Here is a 20,500-nt window from a genome sequence, read left to right on the forward strand (position 1 = left end):
ATGAGCTATCCATCTAAGAAATTACCATTCTCTGTCACTGTTTTAGCAATCGCTGTTGCTTGCGTTAATAGTTCGTACATTCACGCATCACCAACATTAAGTAATTCAGATAGCTCTGGTGGAATAATAGGTATAGACGGCAATACAACAAATATTAATATATCACATGTAAATAATACTGAAATGGTATGGGATACATTCAATATAGCCAGTGACGAAAGTGTTATATTTAATCAAATGAACTCAGACTCTGTTGTAGTTAATCAAATAAATGATTTAAGTGCATCACAAATACTCGGCACAATTAAAGCCAATGGTCATTGTTTTTTTAGTTAACAACAATGGCTTTACCTTTGGACAAAATGCAGTCATTGATACACAAGGGTTTTTAGCTACCACATTCTCACTAGGGCTTAATGACGATAACGTGCTACTAACAGACCCTACCTCAGGGGCAGGTACAGGAAAAATCACCTTAGGCAATTTAGATATTGCTAATGACACACAATACATTGCCTTTTATAGCGAAAATATCGACGTAACCGGTAATGTTCAAGATAACTCGACCGGTAATGATGCACTCCTATCATTAAACACTCAAACATCAGCGGGTTCTATTACGCTACCCGGGCTAGCAATAGGGTTCACCACTGACACCATAAACCCTAGCAATCAAAATCTAACCATAAAAAACAACAGCCTTTCAGATCATGGTAGCTTAGTAAGTAACAATGGCATGGTAACGTTAAACAGCTCAGATTTATCGGGCTTGTTTACAGGAAACGTTAAAATCCCAAATTTAATTTCTGCGGAATCCATAAGGAAATTTCAGCCAATGAAGCAATAGATATACAAAATGACATTATAGCATCAGAAAAAAACATCATTAAAAACTTAAATATTGAGTCTGATAAAAGCATTATCGTTACTGGAAGAATTTACAGTACCGATCTGAACTTAGAACTCTCAGGATCTAATATAATTACAAAAGAATTAACTGGACAAGAAAACAAGTACAGTTTAATTGGCGGCATCGGTGGGCTAAAAAATATAACATTAAGTACAACCAATAATAATGGCTCCATTTCAATATCTGACAATTTAAAAGCTAAAGAATCCATCACCTTCAATGGGAATTTAGATTTGAGTGTTTCTGACGCAGATCAAAATTCTATATTAATTGATGCAGGAAACAATTTTAGATCTCAAGATATTTCATTAATATCTGACCATAATGTAAACCTAAGAGTCAAAGGTGATAACGTATTAGTGGGAGGAATTGAAAGCAATATAAATAATATAGGTAAAATCAATAACATAGACATTACCTCTGGTGCCATAACATTAGGTGGAAACTATAATTTCCTAGATGAATTTACTATAGATTCAAATAATACTGAGAATACTCTTATAAACGTCTCAAAAGACACGAGCTTTATCGGTGACAAAATAAACTTTAAAAACCCTATATTCAATACCCTTGGTTCAGAAAGTACTAATATAACTTTTGGTAATTCCAATAAATATTTCACTGAGATAGACTTAAAAAATATGGCTATGGATGAAAACTCCGAAAGTTTTAACTCCGTAGATATACATATCAATGATGATGATTCGGCCTTATCAATAAGCGGGAATTTAAAAACAAAAAAATTATCCGTAACATCATATACATCAAGCAATATGGAGGCTAATCATAGATCGACAATCAATGTTACGGGGGATCTCAATATTTCAGGGCTAACTACGCTTAATCTTGAAAATTTTGACATTAATGCATCTGATTACGACCTTATATTCACTGGTAATGATATTAATACATCAGAAATTAGTATAGGTAATATTTCAGCTGAAAACGTTAACATTAATAAATTCACAACACTAAATGCTACAGGGTCTTTTTTTGAAACTGAATCATTATTAATAAATTCATCCATTATTAAACTATCAAATAGCAGCACAGACGCATTTAGTTTAACAAGTAAGTCCGGTCCTCTTATTGTATCAAGCAGTATTAACAGTAATCAAAAAGCAATTAATATCAATAGCGGTACAGGTGGATTCGACCTAAATGGCATTCGTAATGCAAAAGCTATAACATTAGAAAATTCACCGTTAACAAGTAGTAATACAACTCAGTCTTTATCAGGCGATTATATAGCCGAAGATTCAATCATTGCCACAGGACTTGGCTCTGTTTCAGTAAAAACGAACAGTAAGTTTGAATCTAAAAATATAATTAACTTAAAAAATACAACATTATCCAGTAATAACGATATCACCATCATTGCTGATACAGTGGATGCCGATGATATTAATGCAAAAAATATCACCATAAAAAACTCATCTGACGCTAATAATTTAGTCTATTCAACAAATTTAAACCTATGGGGTGATTTAATTTCAAGTGAAAATATCAGTCTATTTACTAAGTCGATCAACTTACAGAACGACTTAACAATTAAGGGAAACATCAATTTTCTTGATGAAAAACAATACACTGACACTGAAAATAAAACGGGCCTCGTTTACTTAAATTCAACTATTGCGCCCCCATCTATTAATGGTACAAAACACTTAACACTCGATGCTAGCAATGAAAGTGTGTATTTATACAAATTTGGTGATATCGACCCTTTATCGTCTTTAACACTCAATGGTGAAGGTACTTTGCACATGGTTGACCGCCCGAACATTATTGGTCAACGTGGTTTAAGTATATTAGGAAATTGGGATTGGACACTACTAGAGCCCTTAGCATTTACAACCGAAAACCAGGACTTAAACTTGTCTGGTGTTAATTTGAATGCTGTAGGCTCAATTACTTTTGATACCGGCAGTGGTAGTTTGAGTTTGGGTAACATTGGTGCCAATGGTACAGTAACTGACCTAATAATTGATCAAGCAGGCACCCTCAACTTACATGGTGACATTAAACTTATAGGCTCCACCTTCGGATATAACTTTTCAAATGTGAATGCTATTAACTTATATAAAGATATGACATTTGGCAGTGCAGAAGAACCTGTCATCGTCAATTTTGGTGATAGCACAATCGATGGAACCTACGACCTTAATATCTACAGTGATGAGATTACTATTGGTGAAATAGGCTCAAATATCGCGCTACAAGATTTAAATATTTTTAGTGCCAGCGACTTAGTCCTCAACGAATCTATTACTCTAGTTGGTAATGCCAATATTAATGCAAATAGCATCAATATTAAGAAAAATATTACATCCACAGGGTTAGATATAAACCTTAATGCTGTTACAGATATTACGATGTCCAAGCTTGCAACATTAAACTCTGATTTTGGTAACATTTCATTAACATCACAGACCGGAAATATTGGTTTAGGCGCGATAAACGCTAAAGGCGACGTATTGATTCAATCAGATGCGGGGTACATATTTAACGCGATTGATGACTATGTATCGAATGATCTGACATCTGTAAACATCACAAGTAATAACCTAACAATACTAGGTAAACTGAATATTGGTCAGTCGGTTGCTAGCCCTATTGTTATCGATATAAAAGACAATGGCATTATTAGTACAGAGTCTGATGGGGATATTTATATTGCTAACCTTGCAAATGCTGGGATTAATTCTAAAAGTCGTGTTATCGATACCTCATCTCAATCAGGTGCGGCTATTGTTGATGCTTATAACTTTTTGTCGTCAACATCAATTAACTCACTGATTGAACCTCACTACAAAACCACGTTAGGCCTGATTGAAAATTCAAGCTGGCAGGTGGATGAAGACGAGAGTGTTAAAACAATTAAAACCCCAAGCTCAAGCCCTAATCTTTACTATTCTAGAAAAGGCTGGAGATTAGGCTATTAATCTCTAGCATACATCACCACTTACACTATAAAACTAAGAGGCAGGCACACCACCTACTCTTAGTTTTTCATCAGTGTACCAAGTAAACTTCGATTTAAAGAAAAATATAAATATCCGGATTACCAAACACTTATACATACTAAGATTGTAAAGCACGTTCACTCGACTATGATATGCGCATTATTTAGTACAGAGACTTAAATACCTTAATAATTTATTCAAAGACAATAGCGCTTCGAATATGCCTTTTAATCTTACTAACAAGCTTTATGTGTACCTATGCTATTGCTACAACACCTAGCAATCAAAACCAAAATTATTTAGGTGCCAATATTGAAATTCAACCTAATACGATTACTCGATTAAAGCTGCCCATAAAGTCATTAAAAGGGTCACACTTAAACACCGGCGATGTACTGCCAATAAGCTTCAAAGATAAAGGCTCAATTACAATCTATAGCATTACAAAAGAATCAATTGGATTTTCAGTTGATATGAGAGATTATCCAAAGCATATAATGGGCCTTAAAAAAACAGATCAAAAAAATGAATACGCAAATTTAATTTGTACGACGATTAAAGATGTGTCTGTTACCTATCAGCCATTAAAAACAGCATTATTTAGAACCCATAACGGAGATGGATAGCTCGCAATTGATTTAAAGAATTCTGTGATCTATCTAACGGATACCAAAACAGACAATATTGTGACAAAAATTCATATTGAAGGTATGTCAGAGCAAGATATAAACGGCCTTATTATTAAGGGCCTAGAGGCTGTAGATAAATCTGTGTAACTGCTTATCATCAAAGCCAGAAATGGCTAAGGATAGGCAGCAATGAACAAAGAAGCACTAGAAGCCTTTGCCCGCGAAGCGGCAAAGGGTATTAAAACAGAACAAGACCTTAATGAATTTCGTCAGATGCTCACTAAAGTGACAGTTGAGCGGGCTTTAAATACTGAGCTTGATGAGCACCTTGGTTATGAACGGAATGAAGAATCCTCTAACTCCAATAGCCGCAATGGCACCACCAGTAAAACTTTACGCACCGAAGATGGCCAGTTTCAACTAGATACCCCTAGGGATCGCGAAGGCTCTTTTAATCCTAAATTAGTAAAGAAAAATCAGACTCGGTTTACCTCGATGGACGATAAAATTTTATTTTTATACGCCCAAGGCATGACCACACGAGAAATCGTTAAAACGTTTAAAGAACTGTATAACGCAGATGCCTCTCCAAGCCTAATTTCAAAAGTCACTGATGCGGTCATTGAAGAAGTGATTGAATGGCAATCTCGTGAATTAGATGCGGTGTATCCCATTGTTTATCTTGATTGCATCGTGCTTAAAATTCGTCAGGACAAACAGGTGATCAATAAATCAGTTTACCTTGCCTTAGGCGTCAACATGGAAGGCCACAAGGAGTTATTGGGCATGTGGCTATCTGAAAACGAAGGGGCTAAGTTCTGGCTAAATGTTCTGACTGAGCTGCAGAATCGTGGTGTGAAAGACATTCTCATTGCTTGCGTGGATGGCCTGAAGGGCTTTCCAGATGCTATCAATGCCGTCTATCCAGAAACGCAAATTCAGCTGTGTATCGTGCACATGGTTCGTAACTCAGTGAAGTACGTTCCTTGGAAAGATTACAAAGCCGTCACCGCTGATTTAAAGAAAATTTACCAGGCCGCGACTGAGGAAAGTGCCTTGCAATCACTGTCTGATTTTAGTGAGAAGTGGGATGGTCAATATCCACAAATCAGCCGATCTTGGCGTAATCACTGGGAGAATTTAAATACGCTTTTTAACTATCCTGCTGATATCAGAAAAGCCATTTACACAACCAATGCCATTGAATCTCTGAACAGCGTTATTCGAAAAGCGACGAAAAAACGAAAAGTATTTCCAACAGAAGAGTCGGCTAAAAAAGTGGTTTACCTTGCGGTACGACAAGCTTCGGAAAAGTGGACTATGCCGATAAGAAACTGGAAAACGGCCTTGAACCGATTTATGATCATGTTCGAAGACCGTTTGAAAGATTACATTTAAAACTGGCGGTTACACAGAATGGCTTACATCCTCAGGGCCTACTGTAAAAATATGCTTAAAAACTATTTTTAACCAGTTCAAAGCTTCGCTTTCTATCTTGAAGATAGTACATATTAGTTACTATCATCACCTCATCTAATTCAAACTGCTGGGCAATGTTAACTATTTTTTCTTTAACTTGCCTTGGCGTACCAACTGCTCTTAACTGGGCTCTGCTTTTCATAAAGTCCACTAATTGTGGTGTAACTGGATATAACATGGTTTCTTCAGGGGTTAAAAATGCACCTTGTGTTTGCCCTGTTACAAATCGATAGAAATTTATATCGAATGCCTTTGCTAAAGCCTCTGCTTCCGCTTGAGTTTGCGCACAGAATACGCTGATGGTTAACATGCAATATGGCTTATGACATAACATACTGGGTTTAAATTGTTTGCGGTAGTGCCTCATAAAACTGGGTTGTACTTGAGGATTAATGAATGCAGCAAGGTTATACGGCAAACCTTGCTCGGCCGCTAAATTTGCGCTATCAGGGCTTGAACCTAACATCCAAAGCGGAATATCTTCAGCAGGCTTAGGGCAAACCAATGGCTGAGTTTGCTCTTGCCATAAATATTCGCTTAACCTCTCTACCAATTGAGGAAATGCTTCAAATTTAGGTCGACCATCGGTTGCAAGCGCTTTTGCAGTCTCCATATCGGCTCCTGGTGCTCGGCCAACACCAAGATCCATACGGTTTGGGTATAAGTTTGATAATAATGAGAATACCTCAGCCACTTTATAAGGGCTGTAGTGCGGCAACATAATACCGCCAGAACCTAATCGAATAGACTGAGTCACGGCGCCAATAGCCGCCAGTAAAACCTCAGGTGCACAACCTGCTACTGATGGAAAAGCATGATGCTCAGATACCCAGAATCGCTCATAACCAAGTGATTCGCACCACTGCGCCATCTCTAACGTTTCACTTAATGCTTGAGTCCCTTGATTTCGACTGCGTGCAATTGATTGATCGAGAACAGAAAGTTTTAACATTTACCTTGCCTAATACCATCTAGCCACCAGAGTAATGCCTTAATACATGAGTCTCAATACACAATAATAAGACGCAGCGTTTTACCTGACGAGGCAATACATGAATATTGCTTATATAAATGCAGATAGGTGCAAGAGATATTTTAATTGGTTACTATAGCCATACATTCACAGGAGGAACGATTATGATTACATATTTTTATTGGGTACTTGTGCTTGCGCTTACAATGACATCTTTATATGTATTAGGTGTTAAGTTAAACAAATGGAAACCCGCAGGGATTGTCGCTGTGTGTATTTTTGTTATCGGCAGCGCTTTGTACTTTTTTCACTTTCAACAAGTATTTGTTAAAAACTGGGGCGGTGTCATGACCGTTACCGTACCTGATGGCCATCAGCATATGATGGCCACTTGGAAAAATGATAATTTATGGCTTGAAAGTTATGATGCTGAAACAAACACCTGCCATTTTAGAGAGTATTCAAAAGGTGCCTTACTTGAAGGTAAGGTTTTAATCAAAAACTGCAACCCGCTTATGGCTAAATAAATATATCGAATTTAAGCATCGAGTGGCATATTTTCATATGCCACTTACGTTCTTTTTTATAATTTTATCAACAGCACCACTTCTTTTAAATTTTTTAATTTCAAAGTTAAGCTTAGTTAGAATTTGTCGCATCTTAAGTGATTTATTAAATTGAAAATGTAAATATTTATAATCAATGTGTCTCCTGGATAGCACTAAATTTGATTTTAATGTGGGTATATTTAACATTAAGTACTTCACTACATATTGATCCATTACGGCAGCCTTACTAACACCGTTCTGATTTTCAATTAAATCAAACAACATGGCTCTTTCAGTTTTAAAATCATTTCTTTTTAATTGACCGTTTTCAAATCGTAACTGTAAAGTTGGATAAGCATAACCGATATGGGTATTTATTTCTGATCCCGCTAGTGATTCGTCATGCTCAAATACGTTAGGTGTTAGTCGATGAAAAACAAACAGATCCTTAATACTGGTGACTGGGTCGCTCCAAAGATAGTTTTTAGGATTATCAACAAACCCCGGCGACTCCATTCTCACATCAATCTCTTTAGCATCCAACAAATCTCGCGCATGCTGTTCTGACGCATAAATAAATTCTAGTTCTAAATTAGATGCTTGAGCAGCATGTTTCAGTGTTTCAATTAAAATACCATTGATATGATCATCATCAATAATAATATATGGAGGATAACCCGCAGGTGGAATGGCAACTTTTAATAAATCATTAGATTGACATGCGAATGAGATGCTAAATAATATTAAACAACTAAAAATAAATCGAATATTCATGCATCCCCTAATTAATACCAATCAATTATTAACAGGGATTAATTAGTATTAATGTTAATTTAACCCCTGTATTACTGCCATTTTATCTAGAGCTCTTAACCTCTATTTGCATTAGCCATAGCTTCAAACTGTTGAGTTAGAAAATTCTCAGTTGTCTTTAACGTCGCTATAATACTATCGTTATATAAAAATTGTGCTTTTAATCGTGCCTCTGTGGCCGATACACGTGCTTCAAAACTTTCTCGATCTTCTTCTAGTGTTAGGTTTTGTTGATCGAGCGTATCAAATTTTGTGGTCAAAATACCTCTATTAGGATCAAGAATACCCTGCAGTAAATCTTTTAACTGATCAGCAATACCTGTTACATAGGTTACGTTTCCTCTACCACCCAACGCCCCACCTTCAACTTTTAAACGAATACCACTGGCATCATCAATATTACCATCTTGAGCTTTTCCCACTTCACCATCACCCTGACCAACAACAAACCCTAATGCTGTGGAAGCAGCATTTGAAACATCTTTAATCAGCACACTAGAGTTAGCCCCCGTGCTATTAGAGATTATACCAATTGTGCCAAATGCCGCAGATGTTGCATCACTTGTAAAATCTACTTTTGCTTTTAAGCCTTCAGCTTTAAGAGCTGCATTGTTATCTATAGCATCTTGTACTGCTGTAGCTAACGCCGCCCCTGTGCCATAGGTACCTTGTGCAAGTGTAATGACAGACTCGAAACCATCTAATTCGATTGTGAATGTATCATTGGTGCCATCAATGACAACAGGGCCATTAATAACATCGGATTGATCAGCAACATAATAGCCGTTTGTAGCCGCTTTATTGCCATTTTGAGCCGTTAGAAATTGACCATTACCTTTCGCTTCAACACCATTTATTGTGCCTTCCACATCTTTTCCCGTGTCGATGCTATTTTCGGTGCCATCTGGTTCGTGTATACCTAAGAATGAAATAGCGGCAGCATCAACATTAGAAAATGCGACAGTCGTGCCGGTACCACCAATATTAATCACTAAATTGCCTTTATCACTTTCTGAATCATATTCGTATGAAACATCGGCTGTAATATCAGAACCAAACGTAATGTCATCATTAATACCAAGTGCATCAAAACCGCCGCTATATGACGTATTAACACCCGGCAAGCCAAGTGAGGCTTGTGCATTAGCATTGGTATTTTGAATTTCAATTGCAGCGTTACTGCCAAATGTGGCGGCTGTTTTCACGCCGTTTCTTGAGACGGTTTCAAAATAAATTTGATCTGCACCATCAAGCTTAGCGACAATATCACCCGCCTGGAATTGGCCATTATTTAAAATAGCTAAATCAATTGCTTGCTGAACAGCACCTAACGAATCTGTTTTATCTCCTGTACTGGCATTGGTATTAACATCAACATTTAAAGTAATGCCATCTACAACCAAATCAAAAGTCGCATTATTTGCACCACTAAAATCGAGACCAGCACCGATCACAGCACCGCCTGTGGTTACCGCACCTTGACCGTCATTGACAACTTGTATGTATTGCTCATGACCCGCTGTATTGGTCACAAGCTCTAACCCGTTACCAGAACCTAGTTGTGCCGTAACAACACCAGCACCATAAGCGGCATCTAGTTTCGCTTGTATATCTGTAATATTATTACCGCTATCTGCATCTAATAAAATATTTTGCTCATTCCCATTTACGTTTAATGTAAAACCCGCATTAGTCGTTGAAAAATCAATGTTTGTTGAAATATCACGTGTGCCCTCTGCGGTTGTCGCACCAAAAATCATACTGCTTAAGTTCGCGTCACCTGCAAGGTCTGTATTAATCGCCGCCTGAATAGCCGTTGCTAAGTCATTACCATTTAAATATGTACCAGCAGGTAAGCTAACAGTATTTGCGCTATCTGTGCCTTCAAGTGTTACTTGAAACTCAACATTAGAACCAAAAGTTAAACCAGGGTCTTTGCCATTGACTTGAGGACCATCGGTTGCATCCAAACCTAACAATAAGTCGGAGGTATTTCCGCCGACAGCTGTTATCTCAATTGAGTCTGTTGCACTTGGGTTACTTGAGGTAAAAATTAATTTGTCGCTATCATCAAAGCTCGCCACTACACTGCCGTTTAATGCGGTTGCATCAATAGCTGTTTGAATAGCTTGCAACGTATCTTTACGATCACCGTAAACATTATCGCCGTTTAAATCTAAACCATCTGCATTTAAGTTTACTGTTACCGCTTCAGCGGGCGCACCATTTAAACTAATAGAAAACGAGGCATTAGAGCTTGAAAAATTAATGCCTTCATCTTCCGGTATACTACGATTTCCACCGATAGTAGAAGGGCCAAAACCATTAAAGTACTCATTATTCAAGGTGCTTAGTGCAACACCTTTAAACTCACCTTCGCCACGATTGGTAAAACCAAGGGTATTAGCCGTATTACTATCTACGGATGAAAAGTATACTTGTGAGGATGCACCGTAAGAGTTAGACGTTATGTTAAATGATTTATTGGTAGCATCATAAGCAACACTGGCGCTGTAACCTCTGTCTTTGAAATCTTTTGTGCTGTTAATCTGAGATTGTATTTCTGATGCTAATTCAGTTCCAGTTGCATAGGAACCTTGGCTTAAGGTCACACCAGCTGTGCGGCCATTTAAGTTAATCGAAAAACTATTATTTGCTTCATTGATTAATACTGGCGACATAAAGTCTAGTGACGATAAGCTACCACCTTCATAACCCCCTTGAGTTGCAAGTTGAGTGATATTGACAGCATATTCACCTGGCTTTGTATTAATCGATTCATTTAAAAAACGAATATTTGCGTCTGTTGTTAAACCTTGATCTGCAAAAACACCTATAACGGACTCGCGACTTTCGTTTAAACCTTTTAAAAATAAATTCGCATCAAATTTCAATTTAAAACTGTCATTTTGATCTGTATAAATACCCAGTTCACTGAACGACCGAAAATTCGTACCTGTTATTCCGCCTACTGTACTGGTCATAATGCCTTTAATTTGAGTATTGATTGAACGTAACGTGCTATCGCCAAGTAGTAAGCTGCCAGAGCTAGACGAATCATCAAATTTGGTTAAGTTTTTGTATAAGTCTTGAAATTCATTATAGCTATCAATCATAGCCTGAACTTTTTCAGAAATACCCGTAACATCTGGACCAATAGTGATGGACACATTATTACCGACATCTTCACCTTTTAAACTTAAGGTGACACCATCAATAACCTCTGTTATTTCGTTACTCGAACGACTAATCGATAACCCATTTACACTAATTAACGCATCAACACCTTGCTGGGTTTCGGTTAAATTAGAACCTGGTGTGTCTTGATTTTTATTATAAGCAAAAGCCGACAAGCCTGAAGCCGCTAATGCATTGTTTTCATCCTTAGCAATAATCTCCATACTAAAGTCTTCACCTGTGCTTTCACTCGTCAACTGAAGAACATAACCATTACCATCGTTTACAATTGAGGCTTTCACACCAAAGTTTTCATTATTAATGGCGTCTCTCAAACCTTGTAAACTATTGTTACCATCTGAAATTGTAATGGTTGCAGTACCAGCATCTGGGTTGGCCGTAAATTCGTCATAGCCACCGCCACCTAAGTAACTTGTGGTGCCAAGGTTAAATGTCAATGTCCCCTTGCCAACGGATTCCGTCACGCTTGAATATGACTTAGAGACTAACGAGTGCGCTTTAGCCGTACGCTGTACTTCTACGTTGTAGGTTCCCGCTGGCGCTGACGAATTTGCAGTTGCGGTTAAAATAGAGTCGTCTGAAGAGGTTGCGTTTGTTGCGCCTATTTTTGTTGGGTCTGAAAGCGCGACAATGGCTTCCGAGAAATCATACAATTTGCTTTGCACTTCACCATAAGCCGAAATTTTGGCGTCAATAATTTCTTGTTGAGTATTTAGACGCAACTCACCTGCCGCTTTATCAGCATTAATGATGCTATCAACTAAATCACTCGTAAGAAGGTCTGAGCCTATACCTAAGGATTCAATAGCAGCCATGGAGCCTCCGACTTTGGTCTATTCACATCTGTGGGTCACATAAAGCAAAACCCGATACCCCATTTAACGGCGGTATCAGGTAATACTTTAATTTCGGGCTATAAGATTTAGCTATAACGCGCTAGTTCTTGGTTTTCACTGTTTAAGCTAGACGCTGAACCGGTTTGTTTTACATCCTCTAACACCCTTATCTGATGTGTTAGCGTGAAACGAGTAGCTAAACCTGAGCGCTAAAAAGCAACGTTGGTTCTTCACTATTCAATTTCTTTGCCATTTCTAGAGCAACCTCATCAGGAATCTGGCGAACCAGCTGCTCTGATTGTCGGTCATAGACTCTAATCACTGTCTTTCCACTGTCTTCATCAAGCTGGAAATCTAAATCTCGCTGAGTTTTTTGCACATACTCATTTAACTTAGATACCGCCTCTTTTACCTCAACGCTCCTTGCTTCGGCAGTTTGTTGCGCATTAGGGGGCATTACCTTGCCGCTTTCCTGCTCCGCTTTAACTGCTTCTGCTTTTACCTCAGCTTTTGGCTTTGATACTGGAACTTGAGGTGCTGAAGAGAGCGACTGAGCAGCTAATACTGCTGAGTTTTGCGCTTTAATTTCATTCATATTACACCTCTCTTAAAATTAGGTTCTTGCTTACGCCGCCAGTGGTAGGGCGAACCCTAACACTGGCGTATTACCTAACTTATCCGAGTAAAGAAAGCACCTGCTGAGGTCCCTGGTTCGCCTGAGCTAAGATCGAAATACCGGCCTGCTGTAGCACCTGCGTACGTGATAGCTCAGCGGTTTCGGCCGCGAAGTCAGCATCTTGAATACGAGAGTTGGCTGCTGATAAGTTTTCTGACGTAATCGCCAAGTTACTTACAGTCGACTCCATACGGTTTTGTATCGCACCTAAGTTAGCTCGCTGGCTCGCAATCGCACCAATGGCGTTATCAATTGCTGTCAGTGCTGATGTTGCGCCTTCAAAGGTTGAAATATCAATCTCTGTTAGGAACTGGCCATCAACCGCACCACCAAACTTACCTTCAGATAGACCCAGCGCGGCCAGCTCATCCGCCCCTTCTGCGCCAGTTTCAATAGTAAATTCACCAGCAGACTCTAAACGGATTGTGCCGTAAGTCGTTTCGTAAGTGGCACTCTCTGCACTAATACCATTGTTGGTATCCGCAGGCTCGTTACCAAACGTGGACTCACCAATACCTGCTTTTGCGGCATCCATTCCGAACAAGGCACCGATCGATGCGTTTGCACCCGACTTATCATCAATGGCGATCGAAATATTACGACCATCTTCTGCCGACATACTCAATGACACACCGTTATCAATTGCCTCAACGCCCGTTTTACCAGCTACTGAGTTAATAACACTTAAAGCATCGGCTTTTGCACGATCGGTATCAATTGCACCTGTACCGTCGTCCTGAAGCGTTACCGTACCAGCAGAGTACCCATTGATATAGATCTCAGCAGCATCACCCACTTCAAACTCAGCCAGTGTCGTTGCATTATTATTAGTACCGTCACCCCCAACCACTTCTGTTGGGTTGATAGTTGCCTGAACACCCGTTTCTGCAGACACATCATTGATAGAGGCGGCGACAGCAATGGCTGATAGCTCCTTGGAGCTAGACAATATTTTTGTTCCATCCGATGCAAACTCAGCACTGGCGGTATCGGCTTTCACATTGGCTGCACCAATACTCACGCCGTTGATCAACACGTCACCATCATCTAGGCCATTCACACCTGCAAATGAAGAACTATTTGATGTGCCGGCGAACAATTCACCAGATGAAGTAGCAGCGGACGTAATTTCAACTTTTTCACCTTTTGCTGATGAATAAGCAATCTCACCTGATAGTTTCTGCTCTACTGCACCAACAAGGTTACCCGTAGTTGCCTGCTGTAATGAACGGCCTTCGCCGTTAGACACGACCATGCCTAAGTCACCACCAGACGAATTACGGATATTTAAGAACTAGCTGCCCTGCTGCATTTAATGATGCCGCAACGTCAATGTTTTGCGCACTAAAATCAGTGTTATTGAATGAGTCAACTAATTCACTAGCATCGACACCGCCAACGCCTGCAGTACCACTGGCATCATCATCGGTTGCAGCAACACTCACACCGTTCGCGGCACTACCAAGGACACCGATAGAAATCGTATCACCTGCATTTAGATTATTAGCATCAAATACAAGGGTAATGTCTTCCCAAGCATTCACACCGTTAGCACCAAATGCGGTATTAATTTCATTAACGGTATCACTTACCGTTGAACCATTTGCCACGGTAATCGCACCTAACGATACATCATCCACCGTTACGCTTAATTCATTTGTGCCTGTTGTAGCTAGGCCATCATTGCCGTAGCTACTACCAGTGTATGTACCGCCATTAAAGATACCACCAGCACCTGCGGTTGCTGTATGGGCAGCAATATCAACGTAGTCCGTCGTGCCTGATGCATTAAAGGCTATGTTACCAACAAAGACATTACCTGCAGCAGCCGAACCAGCAACAATCGTAAGCGCACCAGAAACTGTCTCTGCGGCTAATGTCGCCCCCGTACTTACGCCCACTTTTTTACTCACGCCAGTGCCATTATCCATCACTATATTTATGGCGTCTTTTGCCTGATTAAGCTCTGCCGTGACGTTAACATCTGTTGAGAAACTGGTGCTGTTAATCGCATCAACCAACGCCTGTAAGCGCGCCGAAGTTTCAACAAAAGAACCACCAGAAATGTCACCAGGTAATGAAATAGATTGGTTAGCAATATAAAGCGTGCTGCCACCTGATAGTGGGTTAAAGTCCGTAACTTGGAACTCAATACGCTCAAATGCATTCACACCTGCAACACTATTAAGTACATCCGCGGCAGATGCCACAGAGGTATCACTGGCAATAGCAACCAGGGTTGATGTTGCTGTACCTGCTGGTGTGAATGTGGTTACCACAAAGTCATTAACAAGGGCTACTGCAGAGGCCGCCGCATTAGATGCCAAATCACGTACAATACTGTCGCCTCCTAACAAGGTGGCATTATCATTCACACTGGCTAGTTTGTTACCCAAACCTGTGGCTGTGGTGTCAGAAACCGTAGTGGCTTGCAAATTACTTGTATTCACGGCACTCACACTGGATGCAACACCACGATCATAAGTACCTTTAACTAGGCCAGCATTGGCTAAATCACCTTTACCAGTACCGTTACCACCATCAATTACAACTTTACCCACTGCTGCATCGGCAACTAAGGTGTATCCACCTTCGTAAGTCACAGCGTTCCCTGGGGTTGTCGCATCAGCAGCAAGACCTGTCGAAGCCGCTGTTAATGTACCACTTAGCGATATTTGAACATTTCGGCCATCTTTCGCAATAAGTTGAACACCACCAGAGTCAGAGTCGGTATTCACCGCCATGACACCTGTTTGTTCAGAAAGTGCATTAATCGCTTCAACCACGCCCGCACGGGTTTGGCTACTTGAAGCGGTCGTGGTTAGTGCGATATCAACCCCATTGAGCGATAACACACCCGTTGTACCCGCACCTGCCATTTCGGCACCAGAAACCACATTTTCGTTAACCGATGCGGTTACGCCTGTCTCATCAGACTGACGGTTAATTGCCTCAACTTTAGCGATAGCAGACGCAGCTGCGTTTGACGTAGACGATGTATCATCACCGGCATTAGAAGCCGCAATTGAAACACCATTAATAATTAAATCACCATTTGATAATGCTTGATCGCTACCAATAGCCGTAACACCAGCTGTGCTAGCTGAACCCAGCTTTTCAGCCGTTAATTCAGCAATGGACACTTCTAAGGTTTGGCCTGCATTCGCACCAATTTGGAAAGTAGCACTGAAGCTACCATCGAGTAATTTTCGACCGTTAAAGTCGGTTTCATCTGCGGTACGTGACACTTCAGCTAATAGCTGCGACACCTCTGATTGAAGTGCGTCACGATCAGACATCAGAGTTAGTGGCGTTAGCTGACTGTACCGCCAGCTCACGAATACGCTGTAAGTTGTCATTCATTGAGCCCAAGGCGCCTTCAGCTGTTTGCGCAAGGGAGATACCATCACCTGCGTTTCGAACAGCTACATTCAAGCCTCGAATTTGAGAATTAAAGCGGGTGGAAATCGCCAAACCTGCCGCATCATCCTTGGCACTATTAATCCTTAAGCCTGAAGATAAACGTTGTAGTGACGTTTGGTTAGCAGACTGCGACTTATTTAAGTTTCTTTGAGCATTCAAAGAAGCAATATTGGTATTAATAATTTGTGGCATGACTGCCTCCTTTGTTTACTTCGGTTAAGGTTTTTGCACCCTAATTTTCAATCACAGTATCTTTAACGGCCTATTTTCGAATACCTTTAGAAATTTATTTCAACCGATTAAAGGAGTCGGCATCAGCTCTAAAAGAGGTGGCATAATAAATGCTTCGTTAAAAATCAAATGGAATAAGTCAAGAATCCCCCTATGAACACCACAGATATTGATGATGCACAGACTAGGATCACCGAACGCTACAAGAAGAATTTGGCGTTTTTTGAAAAGCACTTACCCGACATTTACACACTTATCTCTAACTCTACGCAAAACGTAGCGTTAACAATGGATGCAAAAACAAAACGCCTTAATAAGGTAATAAATGGCAGAACGGTCTACCCAGAAGGGGCATATGAATTTGCAACAAATGAAGTAACACGATACTTGTCACTAAAAGACACCTATGAATACCGACCAATCCCATCAAAGCTCAACATCAACAATTTAATTAAAAGACATCCATTTTTTAATTGTGTTTCACGCTATGCCGAACATTTTCAACAATCGACTCAGTTACAACCTGTGTGCACAGATTTAGTCGTATTTGGGGTTGGCCTTGGCCACCACATAGAACTTTTGTGTAACAAAGGCAATTTTTGGCATATAACGATTATAGAGAGAAATTTATCTAATCTAAAAGAATCGTTATATACAGTTGATTGGACTGGAATTTTGACAAGTTTAAAAAGTAAACATCAAATATCCTTTACCGTAAAAGGCGACGATATCAGTGATGAAGTTTTTCAAAACCAAGTGAAAATTCAGTTATTCAAGCTATTCCCTTCTATTACAGCGTCCACACTTATTTACAATCACAACCCAATACATGAGAAATACGAAGCTGAAAAAGAAATCATAAAAGATTTCAATAACATGAGTAAGCTCATATATGAGCGTATCGGGCCTGATGGTCAACGTTTATTAAACACAAATGAAAATATAAATTCGAAAAATAAAATTATAAACTTAGGCCAAACAAGAATAGGAAAAGATAAAACCAATGTAGTAGTCATTGGTGCTGGACCATCACTTGATACCTATTTAGAAACGCTTATAAAATACAGAGATAAATTTTTCATCATAACATCAGGAAGCAGTCTCACGACTATATTAAATGTAAAATTAAAACCTGATTTACATTTTGAATTAGAGTTTCAAAATCTAGCAACTGAGCATTTAAAACATTTAAATGAACAACACTCATTAAAAGACATTGATTTAGTTTGCAGCATTGAGACAAACCCTGGCATTCCTGCTTTATTCAATAATGTATATTATTTTTTACAAGAAACGTCAGATCTTGCCAATTATTTCAGTTCAGACTTCATATTAAGATTTGGTGGTTTAACATGTACAAATGGTGCAACTGCATTTATAAATAGAACGACTATAGCCGACATGTACTTAATTGGATTAGATTTTGCCCATACAAATGGAAACCATCATACAAAAGACAATATATCTAACCAAAAAGGCTTACCTGATAATTTAAAAGATTTAGAAGCGTATGGCGAGAACATAAAAAAGCTAGCACATCTTCATGATATAGATGTGAACGGTAACGATATCATGACATCGCATGCTTTAAATTCAGCAAAGCAACTTATGCAATCATTAATTGGATTATCGACAAATAAATATTTCAATTGCTCTTATGGTGCAGATATTAAGGGGACTCAACACATTACTGTTAGAGAATTCAATGAAATAGCTGATAGCCTCCCAATATGTGATGCCGAATTTAAACCAAAAATAATGGATATTGACAAAAAAAACATACATACAAAAACCAAAGACACCTTTAATGTTAGTTTTGATATATGCAAACAAATCATAAAAACAATACAAGAAATTGATGGAAATAAAGGCGAAGAAACATGCATAACAATAAAAGAACTAATATATAAAATAATTATGTCAACCTCAAAAAACCAAGGTCAATATCGAAATACAATGTCAATCAATAGACTACCACTACTTGTACTTTATTACTTGGTGAGTTATAGCGATAATAATGGCAGAGATATTATTGTTAAACAGTGGCTTGAAGACTACAAATCTTACATAAAATATATAAAGAAAAAAATATATAAACATCTCAATAGTGGCGACTATTATTTAAAAGAAGATTGGCTTGAACGTGCACCATATGAAGCGGAAAAAGAAAATGTAAGTAAATCTTCTCCAGAAAAAAACCTTCATTAGGGTAATGACATGAAAACACCAAGAGAAATAAAGGCTAGTTATGACAACGGTGAAAACATTAGCCAGCTGTTAAAGTCTGATAAGCAATCAAACCGAAGCCCACGAGAAATCATCGAAATATCTTATGATATGCAAACAGGCAGCTACATAGAAGCAATGAACGATAAAGAAACTGCAATACACAAGCACGAATACTCAACAGAAATTGCAGAAATTATTAAATCCTTAGGCAGTGCTAAGACCATTATGGAGGCAGGTGTTGGCGAGGCCACTACATTAGGTGGCGTTATTAACGCGCTAAATTATGACACTGAGGCATATGGGTTTGATTTAAGTTGGTCAAGAGTGGCATACGCGAAGCAATGGCTAAATAAACTAGACATTAACAATGCTAACATTTGTGTTGGTGATTTATTCAACATACCATTTCAAGATAATTCAATTGACATAGTTTATACATCCCACTCAATCGAGCCCAATGGCGGAAGTGAAGAGGTCGTATTAAAAGAACTGTATCGAGTCACACGTGATTATCTTGTGTTATTAGAGCCCTCGTACGAGCTATCAAACAATCAAGTAAGAGAGCGAATGGATACTCATGGTTACTGCAAAAATTTAGAGGCTATTGCGAAAAATCTAGGCTATCAGATTATTAGACACGAGTTATTCCCTCATGTAATGAACCCTCTTAATCCGACAGCCATTACTATTATCGCAAAAAAAAGCAATGCAGATAACCCAACAATGAAATTTGCGTGCCCTAAGTACAAAACTCCTTTAATTGAAGAGAATGAATGCTTATATAGCCCAGAAGCTATGTCAGCATACCCCATAATAAAGGGTATACCGTGCTTAAAGATTGAAAATAGCATTTTTGCTAGTAAATTTGAGGAAGTTAAACCTTAGTCACGTCATCAAAAAAATCAGTAGATTTTTTCTGTAAAATAACATCACTCCAACGATAGTTAAACGGGTTATCACATAGATAGCCCGCTGACATTTCATTATCATAGTAAATATTCTCACTCACAATCTCATACATCCCTGTTGCTAAGAATATTTGCAGGTGGGAACCAATCACTTTAAAGTTAAAAACTTCTTCATCTTTAATATGATGATTTCTATTTTTAGTAAATTTATGGGGTTTAAAATCACGAATAAAAATGAACCCACCCTCTTTTACTGCTTTATCAACATTTGAGATTGAAAAAAGTATACTATTCCTAGACACCCAACTAAAAACGTCATCTACTATGGCCAAATCAAAACGACCATCGTTTGATGCATCATTTGATATGGCATTATCTGCAATTACACCATGAAAAAAATCAACCGAATTACCGTATTGCTCTTCCCCAAATTCGATAGCTTGATTAGATGCTTCAATACCCACACAATCACTACAACCCGATATTTTAAAGTAATTTAATAAGTCACCATAATTACAACCGAATTCAACTACACTATCAAATTCAATTTTTGATTTTTTAATACACTCCAATATGGTTGTTTTATTAAACCGCAAATCTGGAACTTCTTTTCCTTTAAAGTTTCTATTAAAAAAATCATCACCTTCTTTATTAAGATAATACTCATCTTGAATCGTCATT

General features: G+C 38.7%; 16 protein-coding genes. 8 read left to right on the forward strand and 8 right to left on the reverse strand.

The genetic code is table 11. From position 1 onward, the window contains the following. The 5 genes from ACU6U9_RS21885 to ACU6U9_RS21905 all read left to right on the forward strand — a co-directional run bounded on the left by ACU6U9_RS21885 (position 1) and on the right by ACU6U9_RS21905 (position 5,903). Entirely contained in the window at positions 1 to 336 is a 336-nt protein-coding gene (locus ACU6U9_RS21885; RefSeq protein WP_446737072.1) for a two-partner secretion domain-containing protein, read from the forward strand. Further along, complete coding sequence (locus ACU6U9_RS21890) at positions 281 to 847, forward strand: two-partner secretion domain-containing protein (protein ID WP_446737073.1); 567 nt, start codon at positions 281 to 283, stop codon at positions 845 to 847. Before ACU6U9_RS21885 ends, ACU6U9_RS21890 begins: the two co-directional genes overlap by 56 nt. A 296-nt stretch (positions 848 to 1,143) precedes the next feature. Then, entirely contained in the window at positions 1,144 to 3,855 is a 2,712-nt protein-coding gene (locus ACU6U9_RS21895; protein WP_446737074.1) for a beta strand repeat-containing protein, read from the forward strand. A 269-nt stretch (positions 3,856 to 4,124) separates the two neighbouring features. Then, positions 4,125 to 4,502 carry a hypothetical protein gene (locus ACU6U9_RS21900; RefSeq protein ID WP_446737075.1) on the forward strand — a complete coding sequence of 126 codons (378 nt, stop codon included), beginning with the start codon at positions 4,125 to 4,127 and terminating at the stop codon, positions 4,500 to 4,502. Positions 4,503 to 4,694: 192 nt separating this feature from the next. Next, positions 4,695 to 5,903 (forward strand): IS256 family transposase, encoded by a 1,209-nt coding sequence (locus ACU6U9_RS21905; RefSeq protein WP_446733082.1) that lies wholly within the window; start codon positions 4,695 to 4,697, stop codon positions 5,901 to 5,903. 55 nt (positions 5,904 to 5,958) lie between these two features. Here ACU6U9_RS21905 and ACU6U9_RS21910 read toward each other — a convergent pair whose 3' ends face one another. Then, on the reverse strand, positions 5,959 to 6,936 hold the full coding sequence (locus ACU6U9_RS21910; protein ID WP_446737076.1) for an LLM class flavin-dependent oxidoreductase: 978 nt from the start codon (positions 6,934 to 6,936) through the stop codon (positions 5,959 to 5,961). Between the two features lie 185 nt (positions 6,937 to 7,121). Between ACU6U9_RS21910 and ACU6U9_RS21915 the strand changes: the two genes are divergently transcribed. Continuing rightward, positions 7,122 to 7,484, forward strand: a complete 363-nt coding sequence (locus ACU6U9_RS21915; protein WP_446737077.1) for a hypothetical protein — start codon at positions 7,122 to 7,124, stop codon at positions 7,482 to 7,484. Positions 7,485 to 7,517: 33 nt separating this feature from the next. Here ACU6U9_RS21915 and ACU6U9_RS21920 read toward each other — a convergent pair whose 3' ends face one another. The 6 genes from ACU6U9_RS21920 to ACU6U9_RS21945 form a co-directional block, all read right to left on the reverse strand. Next, positions 7,518 to 8,279: a substrate-binding periplasmic protein gene (locus ACU6U9_RS21920; RefSeq protein WP_446737078.1), complete on the reverse strand. Its 762-nt coding sequence runs from the start codon at positions 8,277 to 8,279 to the stop codon at positions 7,518 to 7,520. A gap of 95 nt (positions 8,280 to 8,374) precedes the next feature. Next, positions 8,375 to 12,331 carry a flagellar filament capping protein FliD gene (gene fliD, locus ACU6U9_RS21925; RefSeq protein WP_446737079.1) on the reverse strand — a complete coding sequence of 1,319 codons (3,957 nt, stop codon included), beginning with the start codon at positions 12,329 to 12,331 and terminating at the stop codon, positions 8,375 to 8,377. A gap of 217 nt (positions 12,332 to 12,548) precedes the next feature. Next, positions 12,549 to 12,947, reverse strand: coding sequence for a flagellar protein FlaG (locus tag ACU6U9_RS21930; RefSeq protein WP_446737080.1), 399 nt, complete (start codon positions 12,945 to 12,947; stop codon positions 12,549 to 12,551). A 79-nt stretch (positions 12,948 to 13,026) separates the two neighbouring features. Then, on the reverse strand, positions 13,027 to 14,283 hold the full coding sequence (locus tag ACU6U9_RS21935) for a flagellin (RefSeq protein WP_446737081.1): 1,257 nt from the start codon (positions 14,281 to 14,283) through the stop codon (positions 13,027 to 13,029). Positions 14,284 to 14,305: 22 nt separating this feature from the next. Next, positions 14,306 to 16,327, reverse strand: coding sequence for a hypothetical protein (locus tag ACU6U9_RS21940; RefSeq protein ID WP_446737082.1), 2,022 nt, complete (start codon positions 16,325 to 16,327; stop codon positions 14,306 to 14,308). Then, positions 16,320 to 16,643 (reverse strand): flagellin N-terminal helical domain-containing protein, encoded by a 324-nt coding sequence (locus ACU6U9_RS21945; protein WP_446737083.1) that lies wholly within the window; start codon positions 16,641 to 16,643, stop codon positions 16,320 to 16,322. Before ACU6U9_RS21945 ends, ACU6U9_RS21940 begins: the two co-directional genes overlap by 8 nt. A gap of 192 nt (positions 16,644 to 16,835) precedes the next feature. Here ACU6U9_RS21945 and ACU6U9_RS21950 point away from each other — a divergent pair, with 192 nt between their 5' ends. Together ACU6U9_RS21950 and ACU6U9_RS21955 are read left to right on the forward strand one after the other, a co-directional pair. Then, positions 16,836 to 18,890 carry a 6-hydroxymethylpterin diphosphokinase MptE-like protein gene (locus ACU6U9_RS21950; protein WP_446737084.1) on the forward strand — a complete coding sequence of 685 codons (2,055 nt, stop codon included), beginning with the start codon at positions 16,836 to 16,838 and terminating at the stop codon, positions 18,888 to 18,890. Between the two features lie 9 nt (positions 18,891 to 18,899). Then, positions 18,900 to 19,796, forward strand: a complete 897-nt coding sequence (locus tag ACU6U9_RS21955; RefSeq protein ID WP_446737085.1) for a methyltransferase domain-containing protein — start codon at positions 18,900 to 18,902, stop codon at positions 19,794 to 19,796. Here ACU6U9_RS21955 and ACU6U9_RS21960 read toward each other — a convergent pair. Beyond that, complete coding sequence (locus tag ACU6U9_RS21960; RefSeq protein WP_446737086.1) at positions 19,786 to 20,499, reverse strand: class I SAM-dependent methyltransferase; 714 nt, start codon at positions 20,497 to 20,499, stop codon at positions 19,786 to 19,788. The two genes, ACU6U9_RS21955 and ACU6U9_RS21960, sit on opposite strands and share 11 nt — an antisense overlap. Position 20,500 lies beyond the last annotated feature (1 nt).

The organism is Pseudomonas sp. HK3 (assembly GCF_052920985.1).